The sequence below is a fragment of the Planktothricoides sp. SR001 genome (assembly GCF_001276715.1).
GTDB classification, from domain to species: Bacteria; Cyanobacteriota; Cyanobacteriia; order Cyanobacteriales; family Laspinemataceae; genus Planktothricoides; species Planktothricoides raciborskii.
Window position 1 is genome coordinate 106,334 of the sequence record NZ_LIUQ01000003.1, and the last position, 23,589, is coordinate 129,922.

The following is a 23,589-nucleotide window of genomic DNA, read 5'->3' on the forward strand; positions in this document are numbered from 1 at the left end:
CTCTTCCCCCCACACCCTACACCGATGGCGGCCCTCTCTTCTCCCTACACCCTACACCCCACACCTTTATTTAAGGAAAAAATTTTAAAATAATTTTAGAATAATTTCAGGCGATCGCGCTCTACCAATTGTCATGGATTAAAATGTTATCAAAAGAAATCATCTTCCTCAAATACAGTAAAAGCGCGATCGCCTAGAAATCTTTGAAAATCGTAGATTGCGACTTTATTTGTACTAAAATTGTCCTAGAGGCCATCTTGATTCTTCCCTAAACGCAAATACTTAAATAATTAAACCAAGATCGCGGAATCTTTTTCCCGGCGGATTACGTCCGCATAAAATAGGTGTGGGTCAAACAGTCTGATTGATAATCATTTAGAGAAAAAATTGAGGAGTAGCGGGCAACAGAATATGCGTCTCCCAGAAATCAATTAACCATCAAATCTAAATATAAGAATATTAGGAGCGAGTTTCTATGTCTTCACCAAAGCTAAAACCACAGAATCATCCAACCATGTTAGCAGTCAAAGCGATGAGTATGTCCCTGGGAGTCGCGCTGCTGCTCGGAGGTGGAATTGCACAATCCCAAATCAGACCGAACAATGTGCGAATTCCTGACCCCCAACCAGAAGCGGAAGGACCCGCAGAACCGGGACAACAAAACGCTGATGCCCGGTTTACCTGTGAAGTCGTGGATAACGCCTACACCGTGATGTATCATCCCCAAAGCCAGCCCGATCGCTCTTATGAATGGGCGCAACCAAGAGCAATGGGCGGTGGTTGGTCAGAAGATCGCCGTTGTGGGGAAATTGCCCGTCGCTTAGAATTCTATCGCCCCGATGGTTTACAAGAATTGGCCGTAGGAGTGGAAAATGGCTACAACGTCATTTGTGTCACCACACAGAAAAACGCCGATTGTCGGATTGTCCTGACTGTACCCCCAGGAGAAGATCCCACCCTGATGCGCGATCGGGTCTTTGAGAACTTAACCGTCGCCGACAGTGGTCAACAAACCGATGCCGTCAATGCCATAGTCGGCAACGAGGACAGCAACGTACTCGGTGAAATCGAAAATATTCTCGGCATCCCCATGCCTGGGCAACAAAATAATGCTCCCACGCAGACAACTCGCGGTGGCATCAATCTTCAACCATTCTTAGATCCTGCTGATGGTGGCACCGGCAGCCAACTCAATTAAGACCATTATGAGAGATAAAAGAGAAGAGAGAAGAGAGAAAAGTGAAAAGTGAAAAGTGAAGAAGTGAAAAGTGAAAAGTGAAGAAGTGAAAAGTTATTTACAGCGGTTTTCTGCTGAGTAAACCACACCCGTCGGGGAATTTATTCCCCGCCTCATAGCGCAAGCCTGCCCCCGCGAAGGCCGCCATCGTCGGTTAAAACCGACTAATCATGCTTGGTAGGGGTCAACGGCCGTTGTACGGGTCAACGGCCGTTGACCCGTACAGAATTTTAGTCGGGTTTAACCGACTTGCGCTCTCTAGCGGCGGGAAGACGATTCCCTGGCGGTTAATTGACAGGCGATTAATTCCCTGGCGGTTAATTGGCGGAAGGCTGTGGTTTATTAATTTAAAAACCGCTGTAAATGAAATATCACTATTCACTATTCACTATTCACTATTCACTTTTCACTATTCACTATTAACTTTTCCTTCTTTCCTCTTTTCTCTTTCCTCTTTCCTCTCTTCTCAGAAATATAAAGGGTTGACCGTGAATTTAACGCCGGTCAACCCTTGATTTTTTTGATCAATTATTCCACGGTTTTTCTTTCTGGAGTTCTTGCGCTTCTGCCGCTTGAACGTTCAACCAATCCTGACCCAATTGAATCGTAATATCTGATTGCAAAGATCCGGTACTTTCCACCACCACTTCGCCAAAACCCAGGTCATCCCGAATTGCCTGGGCACTAGCAACATCACCATTTTGAGCAATAATTCGCGTCACCTGTAATGGCACTGTCCAACCTTGAGAGTTATAAACATTCCCATAACCCTTGCTACCCAAGTTGCTGATGAATTCATCCACCGCACTCTCATCCTCTGTACTGTCTTGGATGGCCACTCTTAAAGCCTTGGGATCAACCTCTTGATAGTCCTCACTATGCTGATCGTAGTCAAAATGTTGCGCCATCATCGTATCAATAGCTTGATAATTTGGCATCCAATAGCTGGCTTGATACTGTTTCGGGTCACTAAAATCACCCGGAAGCATTAACATATTGACATCACTATGAGAAATCTGAGCGGCAAATCCAGCCAAAGCACCAATTTCTTCCAGGCTTAAATTGGTATCAATGTGATCTTTCACCACTGATAACAGTTTGGGTAAACGGGTAAGAGTATTTAAATTTAGGTTTTGATCGACCAACGCTCGCAGCAAAATTTGCTGCCGTTGAATCCGACCAATATCCCCTAATTGATCGTTGCGAAACCGGAGGAATTGTAATGCTTGTTCGCCGTTTAGATGCTGCTGCCCTTGCTGGAGATTGATATACAAGTGCTGACTATCATCTTGGTATTTCATATCGTGAGGTACATACAGATTCACCCCACCCAAAGCATCTACTAATTTTTCGACGCCGAATACATTAATTCTGATATAGCGATCGATCTGAATGTCTCCCAGGAGTTCGCTGACGGTTTTCGCCGCCATAGCAGGGCCGCCATAACGGTTGGCATCGTTAATTTTTCGGTATCCATACCCCTCAATTAACGTTCGGGTATCCCTAGGAATGGAAAGGGGAATTAACTGATTTGTGTCTGGGTTAAACCGGAGTAAGAGGATCACATCGGAAAGACCTTCAACGGAATTCACCGTTTCCAGATAGGAAGGGTCTGTCGTCCCTTCTTGTTCTTCTTCTAGGTCTGAGGTCAGCACTTTTGTGCCTAACACTAAGATATTTACGGGTCGGGTTAACTTTGGCAATCTAAGATTACTGTCCGCTAAATTCCCTTCAGAAAATATTGACGCTTCAGCATCGCTAAGTCGGCTTTGCATTAAAGGGGTTGTAGAAAGGGAAACCGCGAGTAAAGCGCCTGCGGTGGCCGAGAGCAAGGCCACTCCCGATAAGCCAAAACCTAACCATAGCAAACGTCCTGGATGCTTGATTTTCTGAGGTTTTTGATATTTCACTTGAGCGGTTGATTTTGGTCGAGATTTTTGTTTGGATAAGTTTTTAGTGGGCACAGATTTCCTCACACACACACACAATAAACATCGGTATTTGCTTCCCAGTTGACGGTTGGTTGTTGGTTGTTGTTTGTTATTTGTTATTTGTTATTTATTATTTGTTATTTGTTATTTGTTATTTGTTATTTTTTATTTTTTCTAGGTTGACTGTTGACCGTTGGCGGTTGACGGTTGTTGACGGTTGATGGTTCTGTCTACGATCGCCAGCGGCGATCGCGACTCGCTCCTCGTCCGATGGTGGGTGATTGCCAAATCAAGATGCTCCCATATATTTGGACATATATTTGGACATATATTTGGACATATATTTGGACATTTATATATGTCGCCCCACCACTTGCTCGGCAACATGACTAATTCCGGGTATTTTGATTGAGCGACGTTGCCAGAGACGAATCATTAACCAAACACTTACCACAAAATAGCTAGAGGTCAACAGGCTACTGATTAATAACAGGGGTAACTTCATCGATTCCGTAGCGTGGACGCCTGTTTCTAACAACAAGTGTCCCAAGAGCCAAGCTAAAGCGAGAGTGACAGATAAGCGACTAACGGTCATCTGTTCTTTGGTTCCCTGGCGTCGATACAAAGTCCACAGGGACGGAAAAAAGCCGAATACGGGAATTAGATAATAAAATAGCACCGAACGATGAAAGTGGTGGGTTGATTCCGAGTCTGGCTCCTCATCAACCTCTGGTGAAGGGTTGGACAATTCAGGGGGTTGATCCATCCCCCATATGCCATATTTAGAACGGACTCGATGTTCACTGGCACTGAGGGAATTCCGGCGCGATGACTCTGAGGCAGTGGGATGTTTGCTAGAGCTAGAATTAGAGTATTGCTTCATTCTGACCTCCGGGAGTTGGCGGGAACAGTCCACCAGGCGATCGCATAATCCTGGGTATTTTCATGCACCCGTTGCTTGTAATAAACGCGGATTTTGTAACGACCTGTTTTGGGAATTTGATAAAAAATATGTTCCAAGCTATCCACATCACTGACTGAAGACCAAATCGCCTTTCTCGCCACATCTTGCTCAGAAAGACGACTGAGATCCTCATCGGCATTCAACAGATATAGATCGAGATTATTTAACCCTTTATCGCTAAAAGTCTCACCGAGATCGTATAGACCATTATTATTCCCATCGTTGAGTTCTACCAAACGGTTCCAGTTGAGGGTAATCGAGACATAACTCCCAGCGACTAACTCTTGGTCTAAAACGTAGTCATCAAAAGATTTTTCCGAAATGGTGCGGTAATTCCAACCGATCGCCGGGACTGGGGCATCGGGCTGCCATTGACCGGCACTAAACTGTTGATAAGCGCGGTAAGCATTGAGTTGACCACTACCCATTTCCCCGTCAAGAGGCAGTTTTTGGTCTCGGTAAGCTGGGGAACTCAGCCAGTCTTGTTTGCTATTGGCAAAAATAGTGCGGGTCATTCCCAAAGTTTTGCCGTCTCCATTATCTTTAATTTTATCGGTGGAGTTGACCAAAACCGCCTTCATCACTTGGGGATTACGAGCATCTAAAGTCCAATTGGGGATGTTTTCCTGGACAAGCAACTGGCGGAGTTGGCGATCGCTATATTCTTGCAACAAAGCCACCGTTGCCGTCACATGAGGCGCCGCAAAACTGGTGCCACTGGTTTGGGTAACTTGCCCATCCATCGTCATAATTTCCAGATTACTTCCTGGCGCGGCCAGAGTAATTAACCGACGATTATCCACATTTGACTCGAACCCGGTTAAACGACTAAAAACCCCAGTAAAATTCGTGCCTAAATTAGCCAAGTCAATTTTACTAAACACCCCGTTATACAGGGTCGTAAATGCCACATTCACCCCATTGTAATTATCCGTGGGAATCGGAATGCCGCCCATACCTTGGTTTCCGGCAATCACATACAGCACATCGTGTACTCGCGAAGACCAGTCCACACACAAAGTCAGCAACGCTTTACCATCGAGCCTCGCATTCGGTCGCGGATCTTCTTGTAAGGTTTCCCCAAAACTAAAATTAATCGCTCGGACATCGCCGCTATTTTGTAGGGCTAAATGTTGCGCTGCCAAACATTCCTCGGGCTGGGCGCTGCGCTGAAGCATTCCCACCGCTGTGGCATAGAGATTTGCATCAGGCGCCACCCCCCTCAAACGTTTGTCGGAACTAATCATCACCGACGCCACTTGTTCAGCGTGTTGCTCCGCTTGTTGTTTATTCGGTTCATTGATCGCATCAGCTTGATCATTGGGCGATTTATCTTGAAAAAACACTCGCGTCACGGGAATTTCCCGATGACGGTTCACGGATTTATCAATGCCGAACTGTCGGGGTCTGCCAATATCGACCGCCCCAATGGAAATTTTTCGCCCCGTCAAGTTATAGGGCGGATTGTGCAGTCTGCGAGCGTCAATCCCCGCTTCTCCCACAGAAGTTTGTAAGGCCAAAGCCGGAATCCCTAATAACGCCAAGGCGATCCCACCCGTAATGAATCCAATTTTTTTCGATACCAGTGGCTTAGACAACGATTCAACTCCCTCAAATCTCAAACAGTTATGGACTTTCGTCAATTTTTGTTAATATTTTTAGAATAGAGGCTTGAGAACACCACTACACTCCTTAAACCATGACCCAGACCAAATCAGAAAAACCAATTGTAATTTCCCCTTCTATTCTATCAGCGGATTTTAGCCGCTTGGGTGAGGAAATTCGCGCCGTAGATGAGGCGGGCGCTGACTGGATCCATGTTGATGTGATGGACGGTCGGTTTGTCCCGAATATTACCATCGGGCCATTAATTGTTGATGCCATTCGCCCGGTGACGAAAAAACCCCTAGATGTCCACTTGATGATTGTGGAACCGGAAAAGTATGTGGCAGATTTTGCCAAAGCTGGGGCAGATATTATTTCCGTCCATGCCGAACATAATGCTTCTCCCCACCTGCATCGTACCCTTTGCCAGATTAAAGAACTCGGCAAGCAGTCTGGAGTGGTCCTTAATCCTTCTACTCCCTTAGACTTGATCGAATATGTCCTGGAAGTTTGCGATCTGGTGTTGATTATGAGCGTCAACCCTGGGTTCGGCGGCCAAAGCTTTATTCCTGAAGTGGTGCCCAAGATCCGCAAGTTGCGGCAAATCTGCGCGGAAAAAGGTCTCGATCCCTGGATTGAGGTTGACGGCGGATTGAAAGCCAATAATACCTGGCAAGTTCTGGAAGCTGGTGCTAATGCAATTGTTGCCGGTTCTGCGGTGTTTAACGCTAAAGACTATAAAGCAGCGATTGAAGGTATTCGCCATAGTAAGCGACCAGAACGGGAATTAGTCACAGCATAAAAAGTAAATAAAAAGTAATGGGTCGGGGAAAGTTGGGGATTGGGTATATCCTAAGTCCCCCGCCCCATTACCCATTACTAAGCTGAGATGATAGCTGAGATGATAAGTGAGAATTGCCACTTTTCTCAGATCGCAAGTCTAAGATTGTTTCACTTTTGCCAAGATTTGCTCGATTTCCGGGAGTTCTAAGGCACCGGAAAAGGCTTCTTCATTCAGGAAAAAGAAGGGAGTGCCGTTAATTCCTAGCTGACGGGCTAATTGAACGTCTTGATTAATGGCGGCTTCCGCTTCTTTGCTCTGGCGATCGCGATTAAATTTATCTAAATCCAGATTTAAATTTTCGGCGATCGCCACATACAAATTTTCTCCTAGATCCTTTTGCTGTTCAAACAAAGCATCGTAATATTCCCAGAATTTTCCTTGTTGTTGGGCAGACCAAGCCGCTTTCGCCGCAGGCATTGCTTGGGGATGAATTGAAGCCAAAGGTAAATGTTTATAAGTTAAAGTCACTTCACCTTTATATTTCTCCATGAACCCTTTGATGGTCTGATGCGCCCGGGCACAAAATGGACATTGAAAGTCGGAAAACTCCACTAAGACTATTTTTTGTTCAGCAGCCCCAACGGTGGGAGAATTGCCAATCACTGCCGCCGGATTTGTCAGCATTTGTTGTAAAAATGCTTGTCGGGCTGCCCGCATCTGATTTTCTTCTTGTTGCTGATAAGCTTGCACGGACTCGATAATCACTTGTGGATTATCACGAATAATCTGTAATACCTGTTCTTCTAGTTTTTGATTGTCCGTCGTTCCTGTGGTACACCCGGTCAAAGCGATGCAACCGATTAAAAAACTGGTGACAAGAAAACTGATTAAGCGAAACCGCTTCATAGATCACCTCATGGGTTAGATTTCTAATTATTTAGCCATTCTATATTAAGGGTTAGCTCCAGAAAACAACATAAAACAGGATGAAAAAGCCGATTTTTATAGCAAATCGGCGCGATCGCGAAATGATGAACAATTATGACTGGAGCCAACGATGTTTTCCCCCCAGTTGCTGGCTGGAATCAGCGGATTTCAAAATTTGCTGAATCTCTTGAAGTAACTCTTCCTTGGATAGTGAATTGGGTAAAACTTTCGTGGCAATTTCTTTGAGAAAAGACAAAAATTCCCGCGAAATCAGCTGCTGATGACTGTCCGAATTGCCCCGTAAATCCGATCTATGATGATGCCACAGGGTTTCCCGGTCATACATAATTAAAATTTGCGGTTTATGAGCCAGATTTGCGATCGCTTTTAAACCATTAACCATTGGCTCGACCAAGTGATCTAGCGGAATATAGATCAACAGTAAATCCACACTTTGTTGTTGAATAAGCTGCCACACTTCAGACCAAGAACGACCGAGCGCCGCATTTAAATTTGCCGATTGCAGATCCAAAATTATTTCTAGCAAATTTTGAATTTGTGATGAAATTTTTTCCCCTTCACTTTCCTCATAATTCCTATCAAAGCTTAAACCGTTAAACCGAGTTTGATAAAATTCTGGTAACGCCGAAATATCGAGCGCTAAAATATTAGGCTTTTTCTGAATTTGCGCCGCCAGATTAAGTACCTGTGATAAGTATTGAGCCGATGGCATCCTCCAATGGGCTGACGCATTTTGTCCAGCATCAGAATGACTATCAGAATAATTACCCTGAGCATAATTACCCTGAGCATAATTACTCTGAGCATAATTATTCTGAGCATAATTACTCTGAGCATAATTACTCTGAGCATAATTACCCTGAGCATAATTACCCTGAGCATAATTACCCTGAGCATAATTACTCTGAGCATAATTACTCTGAGCATAATTACTCTGAGCATAATTACTCTGAGCATAATTACCCTGAGCATAATTACTCTGAGCATAATTACCCGCTGAGGTAACCATGTTAACAGAATCTTCAAGGATTCCCGACTCATAGTCTCCGGTATTTTCTGGGTTGATTGGTGCATCAACTAAACAAGGAAAGACAATCAAGCCCGGAACTTGATTCGCCCCCTCAGTTGTAGCCAAATCCATTGTCACAATTGGCAATTTACCCAAGAGTCTAGACTGACTTAATTCTTGGAAAAAGACTCTAGGTTCTGGCAGGGCGGCTGCCGCTTCAATTAAGATCACTTGCGGCTGCCAAATTTCTGCCAACAGTTCTGCTTGTTCTAAATCATCCGCTTCTAAAATTTGGTAAGCTTTTCCAGACTGAATCTTTAATCCTTGAATTAAAGCCGCATTGGTACTATCCACATTCGCCGTTAACCGCAGAATTGTCAGTTTGCTAGTGTGAAGATTTTGGACTTCGGGTAATTCCACTGGCACTAAATTCCGTAGCTGATCTTGTAATTCTGATGCCGTCAGTGGCAGACTCAAGCAGCCATCAGCGCGATATTTTTTGGCTCGTTTTTTATCCACCACCGTAGCGGTTAAAATAACTGGAATATGACCCGTTTGTGGATCGGATTTCAGCAAGGTCAGTAAATCCCAACCGGAAAGTAAAGGCAACAAAGGATTGACAAAAATAACACAAGGTTGTAAACGGCGAGCTTTTTCCAACGCATCAATCCCACATCGAGAAATTGCCACCCGATAGCCGAGCCGGATCAACTGCTCATGCAACTCTTCCACGTATTGAGGTGCGGCCTCAACAATTAAAATTAATAGCTGATCTCGGACGGGAAATTTCTTGATTGTCCCGGATTCTGGGGGAGAAGGTGGCAGCAAAATGGTAAACTGACTGCCTTTTTCTTCCTTGGAGATAAAGGTGACATCTCCACCGTGCGATCGCGCTAATCCCTGGGTGATCACTAACCCTAAACCCGTCCCTTCAAATCGACGAGTCAAGGGATTTTCTAGTTGCTGGAATCTTTGAAAGATTAAATGCTGTTTATCCGCCGGAATGCCAATTCCCGTATCCCAAACCGTAAAAGCAATCCAACCTTGCCAGCGGTTGACTTTTAAGCCAATTTCTCCTTCTGGAGGGGTAAACTTGAGAGCATTTGACAGCAGATTGTAAAGCATCTGACGCAGGCGCAAATGATCGGTGAGGATCGTGTTTAAACCTGGTTCAATTTCCAGAGTGAACTTAGGGGAAGACTCAACACTGTGGTGGCCTGCGGCCAATTCCATTTGCTGAGTTTCCTGGGCTTGTTGCAAGGCGTACTCACACACTTGTGCAATCTGAACTGGTTCCCAATTCAGTTGAAGCTGACCCGTTTCAATCCGGGTCAAATCCAAAATATCATTGACGACTCTCATTAGATGTTGCCCGCTCTGATAAATCATTTTGGCATAACGAGCTTGACGTTCGTTCAGCGGACCGAGGGCTTGATCTTTTAGGAGAGTAGACAATCCTAAGACTGCGGTGAGAGGAGTTTTGAGTTCATGGCTAATACAGGCTAAAAATTCATCTTTGAGTCGATTTAGTTGGACTAAATCCGCGTTTTTGGCCACGAGTTCTTGGGCCACTTGCTGCTGTTCAGTGACATTTTCCGCCAAAATTAGCCATAAAGAAATGGGGGATTCTGACGGGCTATCCCGCTCCGGTTCTGGGGATGATATTTGGCTGATGGTGAACTCAGATGCCCGCTCGTCGCTCTCTAGGGTCAATTTTCGGGAAATCATCCCAGATTTTAGGGGCGCAAAGGCTTGATGTGACGTTGGCGATGATGATTCTCTGGCTTGGACAACCCCTTTGATGGGATGTTCCGGCGGCGATCGCAGTTTTTTCGACTGAGATGGTTCACCAGAATCGTTGCTATATTTGGCAGGCCAAAATTCTTGGGAACCGAGGGGCAAGAGGATCTCAAACATTGATAAATCAATCTCTAGCGGAATTTTGAAAAATTTCCAAGCTTGTTCGGATCCATTGGTCAAAGAACACATTAAAGTCGCTTCTGACTCACTATCGCTGAATAAATGGCTCACACGGGTTGCCAAAGGTTCGGCTAATTCTGTCTCCTGGGGGATGGACTCTGCGGTGGTCGTGGGGAAGACTTGACCGACTGAGAGGTTGCCCAATTCTTGACGCCAAGCCAAATTTTCCACGATCATCTGACCCTCCTGGGTTTGCACCTTAACCGGAAACGGCAGAGGCGAAATCACTTGTTGAATGGCAGCGATCTCCAGAGGATCCAGAAAATCCCTGGCCTCAACAGTTTTTTGGCCTGGTTCAACCTCATGTTCAGGTTCATTTCCAGAATAGACGCTGATTCGGCTGGTATTTTTGGGATTTTCTGGTTGGTGGCGGCGATTATTTTGGCAGATAATTTCTTGTAGCTGGTAGTGATGGGCTAAAAATTGGAGTAAGCCCTTCATATCCAGCAACCCCAATAATTTGCCCTCTGGGTTGACCACTCCCCAATCTTCATTATTAATATTACAGGTTGTTAATTTATTTAATTTCATCCAGAATTCTCTCACGGAGAGGTTTCCTGGTACAATTTTGATGGGCTGGATCAGCTCGTGTACCATTGCTGAATGTGGATGCGGTAGGATAGAAGATTGTCGCTCAGAAAATTGTTCGCCAGAATTCAAATAGGGGATTAAACTGTGTAAGTAGAGGACTCCAATAGGTAATTCTTCTGGGTTGACCACGGCAATGCGATCGCCCGTGACCCAGAGTTCTTGACGACTTAAGCTAGACCACAAATCTCTAGAACAAGTGGTTAAACTACAAGTCGGTACAGGAACAATAAATTCTTGAATCAGACAATTTGGGCTTAACATCGCAAAACTTCGTGAAAAATTACATCAGTGGTTAGTTGAGGGTGTACCATGAGCGCTTTGACTCTCTCCTGGTGACTCAGCCTTCAGCAAATCCCAGCTAGTTGATCGTGAAGTTACCGGGGGAAAGATTTGGTGCCGTCAATATGGGCGGGGATCAACTTTCCAGTTCTAGTCAACGAGGAGATAGCACCTTGCCAATCCCTGAACAATACTTATGGATCAGGGCTACCACTTAATTATCGATCTAGGAGGGAACTTACAGCATTGCCATTACAATTAGTTACAGTTATTCTAAAAAGGTAAAAGTCCCCCACCAACTTGTGATTGGGCAATTCTTTTTTTTTTCTTTTATTTTTGATTGATAGTGAACATAAGGTATTTTGAGGGATTACTGTTTTGCCTCCCCAACTTTCTCTTTGTACGTTTGCCAGTTCTGAATCCCTGTCTAATTCGCTGAAGCAGTCTTTAGGCAGCGGTCGCTATCTGGTGAATCACTTCCACTCTGAGTCAACTTTCTTGGAGTTTTTGGATTTGGAAAAACAGCAGATCGACTGTCTGATCTTACAAGCACAATCCTCTCTAGGCAAATTAAGCAACGAGTTGCATCAGCGATCGACCGTGCTCCCCGCCGTGATCGTCTATGAAACTTTCCCCGAAAAAGCTGATCGGCCACTCACTCCATTGTCCTTCCCCACCAAGGAGGATCCGCTCCGTGCAGTTCCCGATCGAGAGGAAACAGAAATAGAAACAGGGTATCCCACAGTTTTTTATCATACGGCTGAGGTTCACATTTCCTTTCTTCAGGTGCCTGACATCTCTCGCTATATTGAGCAAGCGATTAGTCAATTCCTGAATTTGTCTCCCAGCTTTCGCAAAAGCAATTCTGTTAATCCTATTGAGCAAAGTTCCGAGAATTCCGTGCAAAAATTTCTCGTCCAACACCAAAATCGGTTGGCGGAAAAATTGAGGGAACGATTAGGATACTTAGGTGTGTATTATAAACGAAACCCTCAACGCTTTCTGCGTAACTTACCCTCCGTAGAGCGAAAACAATTTTTAGAAAATCTTAAGTCCGATTATCGTGACATTGTTCTGAATTACTTTTCCGATCAACCGAGAATCTTAAATCAGCAGATTGATGAATTTGTCAATAATGCTTTCTTTGCTGATGTTTCCGTGACTCAAATTGTCGAAATTCACATGAATTTGATGGATGAATTTTCTAAGCAGCTAAAATTAGAAGGCCGCAGTGAGGAAATTCTGCTAGACTACCGTTTGACTCTAATTGATATCATTGCACATTTATGTGAAATGTATCGACGTTCTATCCCGCGAGACTCTTAGAAGAATTTTTCGGGCAGACTCACTCGTGATGCTAAGGCGTCGAGCGGTCAAAATTCTCAAGAATTAATTATTTCACTTTTCGATCCATGAATAATCCTAAAAAAACTTATGTTCTCAAGCTCTATGTGGCAGGAAACACCCCGAATTCAGTTCGGGCTTTAAAAACCCTGAAAAATATTCTGGAAGAGGAATTTCAAGGCGTCTATGCCCTGAAAGTGATTGATGTCCTCAAAAATCCGCAATTAGCTGAAGAAGACAAAATTTTAGCCACGCCCACTTTATCCAAAATATTGCCACCCCCCGTGAGAAAAATCATTGGGGATCTTTCAGACCGGGAAAAAGTATTAGTTGGTTTAGATTTACTCTATGAAGAATTGTCTGAAGAAAATTCAGGAATATAGATGCAAATGCCTCGGCTCTCTGAATTACCGGGAATCAGGGAGTCATTGAGCGGTCTTGACTTTTGACGATTTTTTTTATGGTAGACTCCAGAGACAGTAAAATTATTGGTTAGGTTAGATAACTAAAGCTATGATTCGTAATCAGCCAAATCAGGTGGAAGACTTGCCAAAAGGCGTTCAAAAAATTCGCACTGTGATTGAAGGATTTGATGATATCAGTCATGGAGGAATGCCGGCAAGTCGGACGACTTTAGTCAGTGGTACTTCCGGCACAGGTAAAACTTTGTTTGCGATTCAGTTTCTCTATAATGGAATTATTAATTTTGATGAACCGGGCGTGTTTGTCACTTTTGAGGAATCGCCTACAGATATCATTAAAAATGCGTATAGTTTTGGTTGGGATTTAGGCAAACTGGTTAATGAAGGCAAGTTGTTTATTCTCGATGCCTCTCCGGATCCCGAAGGACAAGATGTGGTTGGCAGTTTTGATTTATCGGCGCTGATTGAAAGAATCCAATACGCTATTCGTAAGTACAAAGCTAAACGGGTTTCTATCGATTCGGTGACGGCGGTTTTTCAACAATATGATGCGGTTTCGGTGGTCAGACGGGAAATCTTTCGCTTGGTGGCTCGACTCAAGCAAATGAGTGTGACGACGGTGATGACGACAGAACGGGTGGAAGAGTACGGCCCGGTGGCCCGATTTGGCGTGGAAGAGTTTGTGTCAGATAATGTGGTGATTCTGCGGAACGTTTTGGAAGGTGAACGCCGTCGCCGCACTTGTGAAATTTTAAAGCTGCGAGGGACAACTCACATGAAAGGGGAGTACCCGTTTACGATTACCAGTGATGGGATTAATATTTTCCCCTTGGGGGCGATGCGCTTAACCCAGCGTTCGTCTAATGCTCGCGTTTCTTCTGGGGTGAATACCCTGGATGAAATGTGTGGCGGTGGATTTTTCAAAGATTCGATTATTTTGGCGACTGGGGCAACCGGGACGGGTAAGACTCTGTTGGTGAGTAAGTTTTTGGAAGATGCTTGTACGAATGGGGAACGAGCGATTTTATTTGCTTATGAGGAGTCCCGCGCTCAACTCTTGAGAAATGCCTATTCTTGGGGGATTGATTTTGAAGAGATGGAGAAAAAGGGTTTGTTGAAAATCCTTTGTGCTTATCCAGAGTCAGCAGGTTTGGAAGATCATTTGCAGATTATTAAGACTGAGTTGGTGGAGTTTAAGCCTTCTCGGATGGCGATCGATTCTTTGTCGGCTTTGGAACGTGGGGTGACGAATAATGCTTTCCGCCAGTTTGTGATTGGCGTTACCGGGTATGCGAAGCAGGAAGAAATCACGGGTTTCTTTACGAATACTACGGATCAATTTATGGGGGCGCATTCGATTACGGAATCTCATATTTCGACGATTACGGATACGATTTTGATGTTGCAATATGTGGAAATTCGCGGGGAAATGTCTCGGGCGCTGAATGTGTTTAAGATGCGTGGGTCTTGGCATGATAAGGGGATTCGAGAATATACGATTAGTGAGAAAGGCCCGGATATTCGCGATTCTTTCCGCAATTATGAACGGATTATTAGTGGTTCTCCGAGTCGAATTTCTGTGGATGAGAAGACTGAGTTATCTCGCATTGTTAAGGGGGTGCAAAATAAGTTAACGGATGATTTGAACGATGAATGATGGGATGAGTGATGGGATGAGTGATGGGATGAATGATGGGATGATTTAGTGGGTTGTTTGCCGAGCCGATCGCATTAAGGGCGATCGCGGCTTTAGGCCAGCATATTTGGCTCTGACATATTGATCTATTGATGACCTTAATCATCCGAATCTTAGGGGCAATTGATCGAGGCCCCCTAGGTTTCGGATGAAGTTTTTATTAAATAAATGTGGATTAAATAAATGTGGATTAAATAAATGTGCCTGAGTTCTGTGCTAGAAAATGGTAGCCCTAGCTTTATTGGGCAATTTTGTTAGTACCACCGCAGTGAGTGAAATTTGAGTGAGATGATATTACGGCGATTATTGATAAAAAACCCGATCGGCCTTAGCCTATGAGGATCTAAATTAAATCAGGATGATAGGTTCAAATCCGCTTCCTGCCAGCAAATTATCGCAAAACCCTGTGACCAAAATTGGTTGCAGGGTTTGGTTTTGTTTAGGGGCGAACCATTCTGGCAGATAGTTTTTCCGTGGAGATGGCCGTTTGCGCCGCTGTTGCTTCGCCCAGCCTGATGACAGAATGGAGATGCTCTCTGTTGTTTTATGTCTGTAGCTCTGAGCATTAGAATAGAGTTGACGCAAGAGTCAAAATTTAGAGGGAATTATTGGACTCGGTTTGACTCTTCTGTGTCAACATCATTTAAACAAAATTCTTATAGTGGGTGGTGACTATGAAGTTACAGCGGCCTATTTTATGGGGCGGAGTTAGCCTATCTTTGGGTTTGTGGCTGTTTGATAGTTTTTCGCATTCCCTGGAAGGGGTGGGAGAAGTTGGGGTGTTGGGCGCGATCGCCCTGGGGACTGGTTTGTGGTGGTATAAACAGCGATCGCCTCTACCGGCTAAGGTTTCCGCCCCTGTGGATCGAGAAACCTTGTCCAAGGCTATTGCTGGGGTGAAAGAGGCGATCGCTCAGTTGGCAACGGAGGCAGAAAATTGTGAGGCGATCGGTGAACTCCGCTCCCAACAAGAACAGCTATCGGCCCAATTGGATCGCCAAGAGTTGCGACTGTTGGTGACAGGTGGCAAAGCGGTGGGCAAAACTAAGTTGATGCAGCTTTTGCAAGCAAGTAGTCAGCAGTTTGGAAAATTAACTTTCACGGAAACCGAGGCTTTATTTAGCAAAACTGACCGCGATCGACAGGTTAAACCGAACCTGACTCTAGAAGATTTGGTAATTTTTGTCACGACTGGGGATTTAACCAGTTCTGAACTGAATCATTTACAGCAATTGGCTATAGCTAATGTGCGGATTTTGGTGGTGGTGAACAAACAAGACCAATATCTAGAAACTCAAAAAGCGACGATTTTACAACAAGTTCGTAATTGCTTAGAAGGCATTTTAAATAAGGATGATGTGGTGGGGGTTTGCGCGGCTCCGGCGCCGGTGAAGGTGCGACAATATCAAGCGGATGGTTCGGTGCAAGAAAAAATGGAACAACCAATGGCGAATATTACTGGGTTGTGCGATCGCCTTAGTCATATTTTAGCCACGGAAAAATCAGCTTTGGTTTTTGCTAGTACCTTGCGGGCTGCCAATGGCTTAAAAGCGGAGATCAAAACTTTGCTGAACCAAGTCAGACGCGATCGGGCGATGCCCATGATTGAACAATCTCAATGGGTGGCTGCGGCTGCGGCTTTTGCTAACCCCGTCCCCGCTTTGGACTTGCTTTCTACGGGGGCTGTGACCGGGCAATTAGTGGTAGATTTGGGCAAAATTTATCAACAGAAATTTTCCCTGGAACAAGGACAAGCGATCGCTCGTACTCTAGCGGAACAAATGGTTAAATTAGGGTTAGTAGAACTTTCTACCCAAGCCATTACCTCAATTCTGAAAAGTAACGCCATCACTTTTGTGGCAGGTGGTGCGGTTCAGGGAATTAGTGCGGCTTATTTAACTCGGTTAGCCGGTTTAAGTTTGCTGGAATATTTCCAAGCCCAAGAACTAACTAGCGATTTATCTTCTGGGGATAAATTGGCACAATTAAGCCAAACTATTAAGCAGGTTTTTGAGCAAAATCAGCGGATTGCTTTTCTACAATCTTTTGTCCAAAAAGCGGTGAATTATTTGCCAAATAACAAAGCAATTCCCTCGTTCCCAGGCTCCAGCCTGGGAATGCCAGTCTAGAGGCTCTGCCTCCTGTGTTACTGCCGATCGCGACTGCAAGACAGAAACGCGAGGCAGAGCCTCTAGATAATCGTTCCCAGGCTCCAGCCTGGGAACGAGGAAATAATACTACTCTTAAAAAGAGAAAACTATGAATCTAACTTTAAATTTACCCCAAACATGGAAAATGAGTCAAGAACAATTTGCGGAACTCGCGCAAATTAATCAGGATGTCCGATTAGAACTAACCGCAAAAGGAGAGTTAATTATTATGCCACCAACCGGAGGAGAAACGGGAAATCGAAACTTTGATTTAACCGGACAGATTTGGTTATGGAATAGCCAAAAACGCCTCGGTAAAGCTTTTGATTCTTCTACGGGATTTGTGTTACCGAATGGGGCTAATCGTTCTCCTGATGCCAGTTGGATTAGAATGGAACGGTGGGAAGCGTTAACATCAGAACAGCGGAAAAAATTATTACCTTTATGCCCTGATTTTGCCGTTGAATTAGTTTCGGAAAGCGATCGCCTCTCCAAAACCCAAGAAAAAATGCAAGAATATTTAGAAAATGGCTTACGTTTGGGTTGGTTAATTGACCCAAAAACTAAAATTGTCGAAATTTATCGGCCAAATCAAGCGGTGGAAGTCTTAGAGTTTCCTTTAACATTATCTGGGGAGGATGTGTTGCCAGATTTTACTTTAAGTTTAGCAGAAATTTGGGATTAATGAATAGACAAGAAAGCAAAATTCGTGCAAAGCCCCCCTTTTTAAGGGGGGTTGGGGGGATCGATTGGAGATTTTGCACTCTTGTCTAATGCACAAAAAACCCGGTTTCTTGAAGAAAGTAAAAACCCCGGTTTCTTGAAGAAACCGGGGTTTTTTTCTGGGTCGGTTAAGTTAGTCTTCAGGTTCAATGTCTTCAATTTCCGTATCTTCAATTTCCGAAAAATCTACTTGTTCGTAAAGTTCGCTTAAAGTAAATTGAAACTCAACGGAAGCCAGGGATATGACATCTTGTTCTGAGTCATATTCGGTAAATTTCCATTGTTTTTCCCCGATTTTTGAATATTGTTCAATATGATAGCGGTTTTGGTCAATTAAAATATATTCTTGGAATGAGGGAATGGAGCGATAAGCAGCAAATTTATCGGTTTTATCATAACCTTCTGTTGATTTTGATAAAACTTCGACGATGATGGTCGGGTTAGTGACAGTCGTGGTATTTTTTCCTTGGTAAATAGGTTTTCCTTGGATTACCATTACATCAGGATAAACATAGCGTCTCGTGGCTGGTATCCAGAGACGAACGTCTCCGATAAATAGCCGATATTTTTGTCCTTTGATGGTCAAAGGGAATTTTTTGTAAAAGTTTCCTGCAATTTGGTTATGGTTGGTGGTGCCGCCAGTCATGGGTATAATTTCTCCATCGTGATATTCGCTTTTATATTCTGCGGTTTCCTCTAGGGCAAGGTATTCTTCCGGGGTGTAAGTGCGTTTTTGGGTTTTGTTAGCTTCGAGTAGTTGCATGATATATACCTCATTAATGAGTTTATTGTATTGTAAAAATATGGTGATGGGTAGGGGCGAAGCATTCGGGCGACAATTTATCGATTTAAACCGAAGATTTTTGACCAGAATGCTTCGCCCTCGCATATCTGATGATTATATCCGGGTAGGGGCGATCGCTTTCTTGGTATTCTTACATAAATTTGGGATTAAACAATAGATATTGTCAGAGATAACAACCGGGTTTGAATAACACAAAAACCCGGTTTTTTGAACCGGGTTTTTGTGTTATTCAATAAACCGGTTTTTTCTGTATGTTTTTGCTCAATTAACCGGATTTTTGCAGGTCGGCTAAGTTAGTCTTCAGGTTCAATGTCTTCAATTTCCGTATCTTCAATTTCCGAAAAATCTACTTGTTCGTAAAGTTCGCTTAAAGTAAATTGAAACTCAACGGAAGCCAGGGATATGACATCTTGTTCTGAGTCATATTCGGTAAATTTCCATTGTTTTTCCCCGATTTTTGAATATTGTTCAATATGATAGCGGTTTTGGTCAATTAAAATATATTCTTGGAATGAGGGAATGGAGCGATAAGCAGCAAATTTATCGCTGCGATCGTAAGCGGCGGTTGATTTGGATAAAACCTCTACGATGATGGTCGGGTTAGTGACAGTCGTGGTATTTTTTCCTTGGTAAATAGGTTTTCCTTGGATTACCATTACATCAGGATAAACATAGCGTCTCGTGGCTGGTATCCAGAGACGAACGTCTGCCGCAAATACTCGATATTTTTGTTCTTTAATCGTATATGGGAATTTACGGCAAACATTGAGAGTGATTTGGTTATGGTTGGTAGTGCCGCCAGTCATGGGTATAATTTCTCCATCGTGATATTCGCTTTTATATTCTGCGGTTTCCTCTAGGGCAAGGTATTCTTCCGGGGTGTAAGTGCGTTTTTGGGTTTTGTTAGCTTCGAGTATTTGCATGATATATACCTCATTAATGAGTTTATTGTATTGTAAAAATATGATGATGGTTAGGGGCAAAGCATTCTGGGAACAATTTATCGACTATAACCGAATATTTTTGACCCGAATGCGATCGCGCTTATCTCTGGGATGATGATTATATCCGGGTAGGGGCGAAGCATTCGGGCGACAATTTATCGATTTAAACCGAAGATTTTTGACCCGAATGCTTCGCCCTCGCATATCTGATGATTAGATCCGGGTAGGGGCGAAGCATTCGGGCGACAATTTATCGACTATAACCGAAGATTTTTGACCCGAATGCTTCGCCCTCGCATATCTGATGATTAGATCCGGGTAGGGGCGAAGCATTCGGGCGACAATTTATCGACTATAACCGAATATTTTTGACCCGAATGCTTCGCCCTTAGTTCTGGGATGATTATATCAGGAATAGGGCGAAGTAAGAGCGGATAAATATCTGGGATACACCGATAGATTTTCTGCGCTCTTGCGAAAGCCCCTACTTACACAAAAAACCCGGTTTCTTCAAGAAGCCGGGTTTCTGCTATTCTAGACACCTTCAGAAACGATGCGTTGGAATTGATCGACCAAGCGATTTTGTAAATCGCCAAAATCTTCAACGGATTTTTCTAGCTGGTTTTGTCGCACCCGCTTTAAGGTGGGGTTAGCAATTAATTCAGCTTGAGCCATTTGCACTTCCATTCGGGCGATAAACTCCTCAAAGAGATAATTAATTTTCTTTTCTAGCTCCATTTTTTTATCTAGTAAAAAGGCAGCGGTTTCACTGCGAATTGCAGCCTTTTCTCGGACTAAGTATTGGTTGCAATGTTCGGTAAGCGATTGGATTTGGGTTTCCCGCACTTTTTCTAGGGCACGTTTACGAAACTCAAACTCATCTTTAACTAGGGCTAATTCTCCCCGAATGACCTCACGGGTAGCAGCATCAGGAAAAAATCGCTGTAAAAATCCTTCCCGTTTTGCCATGACATTATCAATAGCAGATTGAGCCTGATTTGTCAGGTGAACAATTGGAGCAGCGACTACTTCTAGCTCTTGGGGTTGCCGCACTAAGTCCATCGGTTTTCTTTTTTCAATATTAGACATTTATTTAGCCTCGAATCAACCTTGATATTTACAGTTTATTTGACGACGCTCGATTTGTCTGTCGAGCAATATCGATTTTTGTGAAAAACCCGGTCTGTTGAATCCCGTTTTTATCTTCACCAAACCGGGTTTTTGTTTTTTGGTCAAATTAGAATTTTCTTGATATAGTCCTTCATGGTTTCAGTTGCATAATTGACAAATAAACCAACTTTATTCTGAAACCGGATACTTTTAGCTCTAAGGTGTTCTACTTGTTCTGTAGTTCTTTTGAGCAGATCGGAAACATCCCAGTCTAGCTGGTGAAAAAAAAAGGAAAGGGACTGACTTTTTTTCTGGGGATATATTTTTTTCTCGTTCGATTGGTAATTTCCTCAATAAGTTCTTCTTGGACTTTTTTCATCGGATCACTCTTATAGGCTTCTCCCAGGGTATCATCGTAAAATTTTCTCTCTTTTTCCTGATCGTTTTTGAGTTGGATAGGAAAATACTTCCGATCTTCATCTGCTCTCTGAATTTGTTCATACTCCTTTTGTTGTAACATCGCATCGTAGGAGCCGCGTTTGGCGATTAATTTAGCAAAGATTGGGGCAGTATCCACTACAATGAACAACCAGGAAATCGCGTGACTTGCATGGGCGATCGCCGGATTTTTTTGGGCGATTTTCTCCAAAGTATTTAACTGAGTCATAATGTCATCAGCTTGTTTTCTGGCGGTGGTGACAGTTTTTACCTCCTGATCTTTTTGGGCTTGCAGTTGCATAATCCGTTGCCGGTTTTGCACTAAAATCGGTTCAGTTTTGGCTTTTAATGTTTCTAATTCTCTCCCCTGTTGTTGACACAGGAGTTGTTTTTCTTCATACACTGGGCCTTTTCCTTCTTTGCCAGTGCCACTGATTCCTTCAGCTTCTTTCATAGCTCGATCGCACAATAAATCTCGGTTTTTCTCTTTGTCTGACAAATCTTGCTCTAATTTTTGATTCGCTGCTTTTAATTCAGCAATTTCTGGCATTCCTTGATTGATTTGTTGTTGTACTGCCAGGGCTATCTGAGCATTTTCTTGGGCAAGTTCAGCTAAAATGGGCTTTTCAAAGATTTTTAACTCTAGGGGTTTTGCCACAACCACGGCAATTAAAACCGCCACAATAATCCGCGTGATGGCCATGCCCAATTGTTGCCAGCTAAATTTGTCTTCTTTATGGGTAGTGATGATAATTAAGCGATCCATATTGAAAACAAATAATCCCCAAAATACCCCTAAAAGCAGAGCATGAATCGGGTTTTTGAAGATGGTATAAAAGGCATAACCTCCTGACAAAATCGCACAGGCTGTGGTTAGGAGAATTGCCAGCCCGATCGCGTCATATTTATGCTGTTCTTTCTGGGAGCGGCAATTTTGCAGTAATTCAGCATCAACCCCGGCACACCACCATAATAATTTCAATTTCATAAATTCTCCGGTTTATTTCTTAATAGTGATAGGGATCCAAGCGCCCTTATATTTAATACCCTAACATTAAAATCATAAAATCCCGCCAATCGTGTGTCGATTTTTAGATGAAATTGTCGATGTCGATTTTTGTCTTTTTTTGTAAACAATGCTGGTTTTTTGGTAAGTTTGTTGCTATAAATAAATTAAGGGGCGAAGCATTTGCGCCAATATCTGTGGGAAAAACCGGCCAATCAACGCCGCAAATCATCGCCCATATTCTTGTAGGGGCGAAGCATTTGCGCCAATATCTGTGGGAAAAACCGGCCAATCAACGCCGCAAATGCTTCGCCCATATTCGGGATTTATCATCCCAAATTGGCTGACCCGAATGAGGTCAGGGCGAAGCATTTGCGCCAATATCTTTGGGAAAAACCGGCCAATATTCTTGTAGGGGCGAAGCATTTGCGCCAATATCTGTGGGAAAAACCGGCCAATCAACGCCGCAAATGCTTCGCCCATATTCGGGATTTATCATCCCAAATTGGCTGACCCGAATCAGGTCAGGGCGGCGTTGCATTCGGGCAGGTAAATCATTTGTTATAATCCCAAATTGGCTGACCCGAATCAGGTCAGGGCGAAGCATTCGGGCAGGTAAATCATTTGTTATCATCCCAAATTGGCTGACCCGAATGCTTCGCCCCTACAAAGGCTATAAATCATCACAAGGAGTTGAAAATTATGAAAACGTTACAGCAATTGTATGATGAGTATGAAGGCGATTTTATCGATGCCATGATTAATCGCTTTAATTTTTCGGGAAAAAAAGAATTAGTTTTTCGTAATCGCTTTATTAAAGATAATGATGGCTGTCTTCATCAAAAACTAGCCCAGCAATCGGCAAAACATTTAATTGATGAGGAAAAAAGCCAAGATGCAGCCCAAATTTATCGCCAACAATTAGCCTCAATTTGTGCCAAGCTGGAAGAAATGGGATGTCCACCCAGTGAAGGCGCGGATCGGTGGAAAAATTGCCGGGAATGGTTGCGCGAGGAAAGGTTTAAACAATGGGCTAAAGAACAGGGTTTAATTAAACCGCTCACTATCGAAGAATGTTGGAACGAATTAAAAACAAAAGCTGAAAATTCCCAGCCCACGACAGATAAAGAAATGCAATCAGAATTAATTGTGGAAAAATGGGAACCGCGACTATCAGATATGGGCGCACGACGGAACATCAAACGTCAACAATTCCCGGCTAATAGCGATTTAACTTATCGGGTGATTTCTCCCAAAGTCGGACATTTAATATTATTTGAACGGGAACCTAACGGCACGATCGTTTGTTTATGTCCCTCAGAATTTGCCCCAGACTCCTACCATGCAGGGAAAGAGACGGTGTTACCCCATCCTGAGTCAGAATATGAATATTTTGGCTCCGATGAGCTAGGATGGGAACAACTGGTTGCGGTGATTACGCCGGAACCGCCGCCGTTTCAGTGGTTGGAAGACAGTCGCAAGGAAGCCTTAGAAGTGAATCAAGAGCATTTAGCGGGACTGTTGGACTATGTGAATAGTCAACCTAACGCGGAGGTGTTATATACGGAATATTTGGTTGTTAATGCTTAATTTTTTACGCAAAGAAACCGGGTTTCTCTGAAA

General features: G+C 43.6%; 20 protein-coding genes. 10 read left to right on the forward strand and 10 right to left on the reverse strand.

The annotated features are described in order from the left end of the window. Window positions 1-475 precede the first annotated feature (475 nt). Window positions 476-1,198 carry a COP23 domain-containing protein gene (locus AM228_RS02840; protein WP_054464583.1) on the forward strand — a complete coding sequence of 241 codons (723 nt, stop codon included), beginning with the start codon at window positions 476-478 and terminating at the stop codon, window positions 1,196-1,198. 563 nt (window positions 1,199-1,761) lie between these two features. Here the strand turns inward: AM228_RS02840 and AM228_RS02845 are convergent. From AM228_RS02845 to AM228_RS02855, 3 genes are all read right to left on the reverse strand, one after another. Continuing rightward, the gene (locus AM228_RS02845; RefSeq protein WP_072160622.1) at window positions 1,762-3,201 is read right to left on the reverse strand and encodes an LCP family protein; all 1,440 of its coding nucleotides are present in this window, start codon (window positions 3,199-3,201) and stop codon (window positions 1,762-1,764) included. Between the two features lie 319 nt (window positions 3,202-3,520). Beyond that, complete coding sequence (locus tag AM228_RS36650; protein ID WP_313890566.1) at window positions 3,521-4,051, reverse strand: hypothetical protein; 531 nt, start codon at window positions 4,049-4,051, stop codon at window positions 3,521-3,523. Then, window positions 4,048-5,730, reverse strand: coding sequence for a S8 family serine peptidase (locus tag AM228_RS02855; protein WP_197285201.1), 1,683 nt, complete (start codon window positions 5,728-5,730; stop codon window positions 4,048-4,050). The genes AM228_RS36650 and AM228_RS02855 overlap by 4 nt, the downstream gene beginning before the upstream one ends. A 101-nt stretch (window positions 5,731-5,831) precedes the next feature. On the opposite strand from AM228_RS02855, the gene rpe reads away from it, so the two are divergent. After that, window positions 5,832-6,539: a ribulose-phosphate 3-epimerase gene (rpe, locus tag AM228_RS02860; protein ID WP_054464584.1), complete on the forward strand. Its 708-nt coding sequence runs from the start codon at window positions 5,832-5,834 to the stop codon at window positions 6,537-6,539. 138 nt (window positions 6,540-6,677) lie between these two features. Here rpe and AM228_RS02865 read toward each other — a convergent pair whose 3' ends face one another. Together AM228_RS02865 and AM228_RS02870 are read right to left on the reverse strand one after the other, a co-directional pair. After that, window positions 6,678-7,427, reverse strand: coding sequence for a DsbA family protein (locus tag AM228_RS02865; protein WP_054464585.1), 750 nt, complete (start codon window positions 7,425-7,427; stop codon window positions 6,678-6,680). A 133-nt stretch (window positions 7,428-7,560) separates the two neighbouring features. After that, on the reverse strand, window positions 7,561-11,310 hold the full coding sequence (locus AM228_RS02870) for an ATP-binding protein (RefSeq protein WP_054464586.1): 3,750 nt from the start codon (window positions 11,308-11,310) through the stop codon (window positions 7,561-7,563). Window positions 11,311-11,706: 396 nt separating this feature from the next. Between AM228_RS02870 and AM228_RS02875 the strand changes: the two genes are divergently transcribed. The 5 genes from AM228_RS02875 to AM228_RS02900 all read left to right on the forward strand — a co-directional run bounded on the left by AM228_RS02875 (window position 11,707) and on the right by AM228_RS02900 (window position 17,625). Then, window positions 11,707-12,654 carry a circadian clock protein KaiA gene (locus AM228_RS02875; protein ID WP_082348718.1) on the forward strand — a complete coding sequence of 316 codons (948 nt, stop codon included), beginning with the start codon at window positions 11,707-11,709 and terminating at the stop codon, window positions 12,652-12,654. Window positions 12,655-12,740: 86 nt separating this feature from the next. Then, complete coding sequence (kaiB, locus tag AM228_RS02880; RefSeq protein WP_054464588.1) at window positions 12,741-13,055, forward strand: circadian clock protein KaiB; 315 nt, start codon at window positions 12,741-12,743, stop codon at window positions 13,053-13,055. 130 nt (window positions 13,056-13,185) lie between these two features. Further along, entirely contained in the window at window positions 13,186-14,751 is a 1,566-nt protein-coding gene (kaiC, locus tag AM228_RS02885; RefSeq protein ID WP_054464589.1) for a circadian clock protein KaiC, read from the forward strand. A gap of 713 nt (window positions 14,752-15,464) precedes the next feature. Continuing rightward, entirely contained in the window at window positions 15,465-16,919 is a 1,455-nt protein-coding gene (locus tag AM228_RS02895) for a DUF697 domain-containing protein (protein ID WP_231636568.1), read from the forward strand. 130 nt (window positions 16,920-17,049) lie between these two features. Then, window positions 17,050-17,625, forward strand: a complete 576-nt coding sequence (locus AM228_RS02900) for a Uma2 family endonuclease (protein ID WP_054464591.1) — start codon at window positions 17,050-17,052, stop codon at window positions 17,623-17,625. A gap of 171 nt (window positions 17,626-17,796) precedes the next feature. On the opposite strand, the gene AM228_RS02905 is transcribed toward AM228_RS02900, so the two are convergent. Beyond that, on the reverse strand, window positions 17,797-18,426 hold the full coding sequence (locus AM228_RS02905; protein ID WP_054464706.1) for a Uma2 family endonuclease: 630 nt from the start codon (window positions 18,424-18,426) through the stop codon (window positions 17,797-17,799). On the opposite strand from AM228_RS02905, the gene AM228_RS31675 reads away from it, so the two are divergent. Beyond that, a complete protein-coding gene (locus AM228_RS31675; RefSeq protein ID WP_156331487.1) occupies window positions 18,425-18,625 on the forward strand; it encodes a hypothetical protein in 201 nt (66 codons plus the stop codon). The two genes, AM228_RS02905 and AM228_RS31675, sit on opposite strands and share 2 nt — an antisense overlap. A gap of 136 nt (window positions 18,626-18,761) precedes the next feature. On the opposite strand, the gene AM228_RS02910 is transcribed toward AM228_RS31675, so the two are convergent. From AM228_RS02910 to AM228_RS02920, 3 genes are all read right to left on the reverse strand, one after another. Then, on the reverse strand, window positions 18,762-19,391 hold the full coding sequence (locus tag AM228_RS02910) for a Uma2 family endonuclease (RefSeq protein WP_054464592.1): 630 nt from the start codon (window positions 19,389-19,391) through the stop codon (window positions 18,762-18,764). 555 nt (window positions 19,392-19,946) lie between these two features. Beyond that, window positions 19,947-20,501, reverse strand: coding sequence for a hypothetical protein (locus AM228_RS02915; protein ID WP_054464593.1), 555 nt, complete (start codon window positions 20,499-20,501; stop codon window positions 19,947-19,949). Between the two features lie 292 nt (window positions 20,502-20,793). Next, entirely contained in the window at window positions 20,794-21,948 is a 1,155-nt protein-coding gene (locus AM228_RS02920; RefSeq protein WP_054464594.1) for a DUF4407 domain-containing protein, read from the reverse strand. Window positions 21,949-22,163: 215 nt separating this feature from the next. On the opposite strand from AM228_RS02920, the gene AM228_RS31680 reads away from it, so the two are divergent. Next, window positions 22,164-22,313, forward strand: a complete 150-nt coding sequence (locus AM228_RS31680) for a hypothetical protein (RefSeq protein WP_156331488.1) — start codon at window positions 22,164-22,166, stop codon at window positions 22,311-22,313. An 11-nt stretch (window positions 22,314-22,324) separates the two neighbouring features. Here AM228_RS31680 and AM228_RS02930 read toward each other — a convergent pair whose 3' ends face one another. Then, the gene (locus AM228_RS02930) at window positions 22,325-22,600 is read right to left on the reverse strand and encodes a hypothetical protein (protein WP_054464596.1); all 276 of its coding nucleotides are present in this window, start codon (window positions 22,598-22,600) and stop codon (window positions 22,325-22,327) included. A gap of 68 nt (window positions 22,601-22,668) precedes the next feature. On the opposite strand from AM228_RS02930, the gene AM228_RS02935 reads away from it, so the two are divergent. Next, on the forward strand, window positions 22,669-23,556 hold the full coding sequence (locus AM228_RS02935) for a DUF4384 domain-containing protein (protein ID WP_054464597.1): 888 nt from the start codon (window positions 22,669-22,671) through the stop codon (window positions 23,554-23,556). The last annotated feature ends 33 nt before the right edge of the window (window positions 23,557-23,589 follow it).

What these genes read in the sequence shown, in the direction of transcription:
- AM228_RS02840 (WP_054464583.1), top strand. Translation starts at nt 476, where the DNA reads ATGTCTTCACCAAAGCTAAAACCACAGAATCATCCAACCATGTTAGCA.
- AM228_RS36650 (WP_313890566.1), bottom strand. Translation starts at nt 4,051, where the DNA reads ATGAAGCAATACTCTAATTCTAGCTCTAGCAAACATCCCACTGCCTCA.
- rpe (WP_054464584.1), top strand. Translation starts at nt 5,832, where the DNA reads ATGACCCAGACCAAATCAGAAAAACCAATTGTAATTTCCCCTTCTATT.
- AM228_RS02865 (WP_054464585.1), bottom strand. Translation starts at nt 7,427, where the DNA reads ATGAAGCGGTTTCGCTTAATCAGTTTTCTTGTCACCAGTTTTTTAATC.
- AM228_RS02870 (WP_054464586.1), bottom strand. Translation starts at nt 11,310, where the DNA reads ATGTTAAGCCCAAATTGTCTGATTCAAGAATTTATTGTTCCTGTACCG.
- kaiB (WP_054464588.1), top strand. Translation starts at nt 12,741, where the DNA reads ATGAATAATCCTAAAAAAACTTATGTTCTCAAGCTCTATGTGGCAGGA.
- kaiC (WP_054464589.1), top strand. Translation starts at nt 13,186, where the DNA reads ATGATTCGTAATCAGCCAAATCAGGTGGAAGACTTGCCAAAAGGCGTT.
- AM228_RS02895 (WP_231636568.1), top strand. Translation starts at nt 15,465, where the DNA reads ATGAAGTTACAGCGGCCTATTTTATGGGGCGGAGTTAGCCTATCTTTG.
- AM228_RS02900 (WP_054464591.1), top strand. Translation starts at nt 17,050, where the DNA reads ATGAATCTAACTTTAAATTTACCCCAAACATGGAAAATGAGTCAAGAA.
- AM228_RS31675 (WP_156331487.1), top strand. Translation starts at nt 18,425, where the DNA reads ATGATATATACCTCATTAATGAGTTTATTGTATTGTAAAAATATGGTG.
- AM228_RS02905 (WP_054464706.1), bottom strand. Translation starts at nt 18,426, where the DNA reads ATGCAACTACTCGAAGCTAACAAAACCCAAAAACGCACTTACACCCCG.
- AM228_RS02910 (WP_054464592.1), bottom strand. Translation starts at nt 19,391, where the DNA reads ATGCAAATACTCGAAGCTAACAAAACCCAAAAACGCACTTACACCCCG.
- AM228_RS02915 (WP_054464593.1), bottom strand. Translation starts at nt 20,501, where the DNA reads ATGTCTAATATTGAAAAAAGAAAACCGATGGACTTAGTGCGGCAACCC.
- AM228_RS02920 (WP_054464594.1), bottom strand. Translation starts at nt 21,948, where the DNA reads ATGAAATTGAAATTATTATGGTGGTGTGCCGGGGTTGATGCTGAATTA.
- AM228_RS02930 (WP_054464596.1), bottom strand. Translation starts at nt 22,600, where the DNA reads ATGATAACAAATGATTTACCTGCCCGAATGCTTCGCCCTGACCTGATT.
- AM228_RS02935 (WP_054464597.1), top strand. Translation starts at nt 22,669, where the DNA reads ATGAAAACGTTACAGCAATTGTATGATGAGTATGAAGGCGATTTTATC.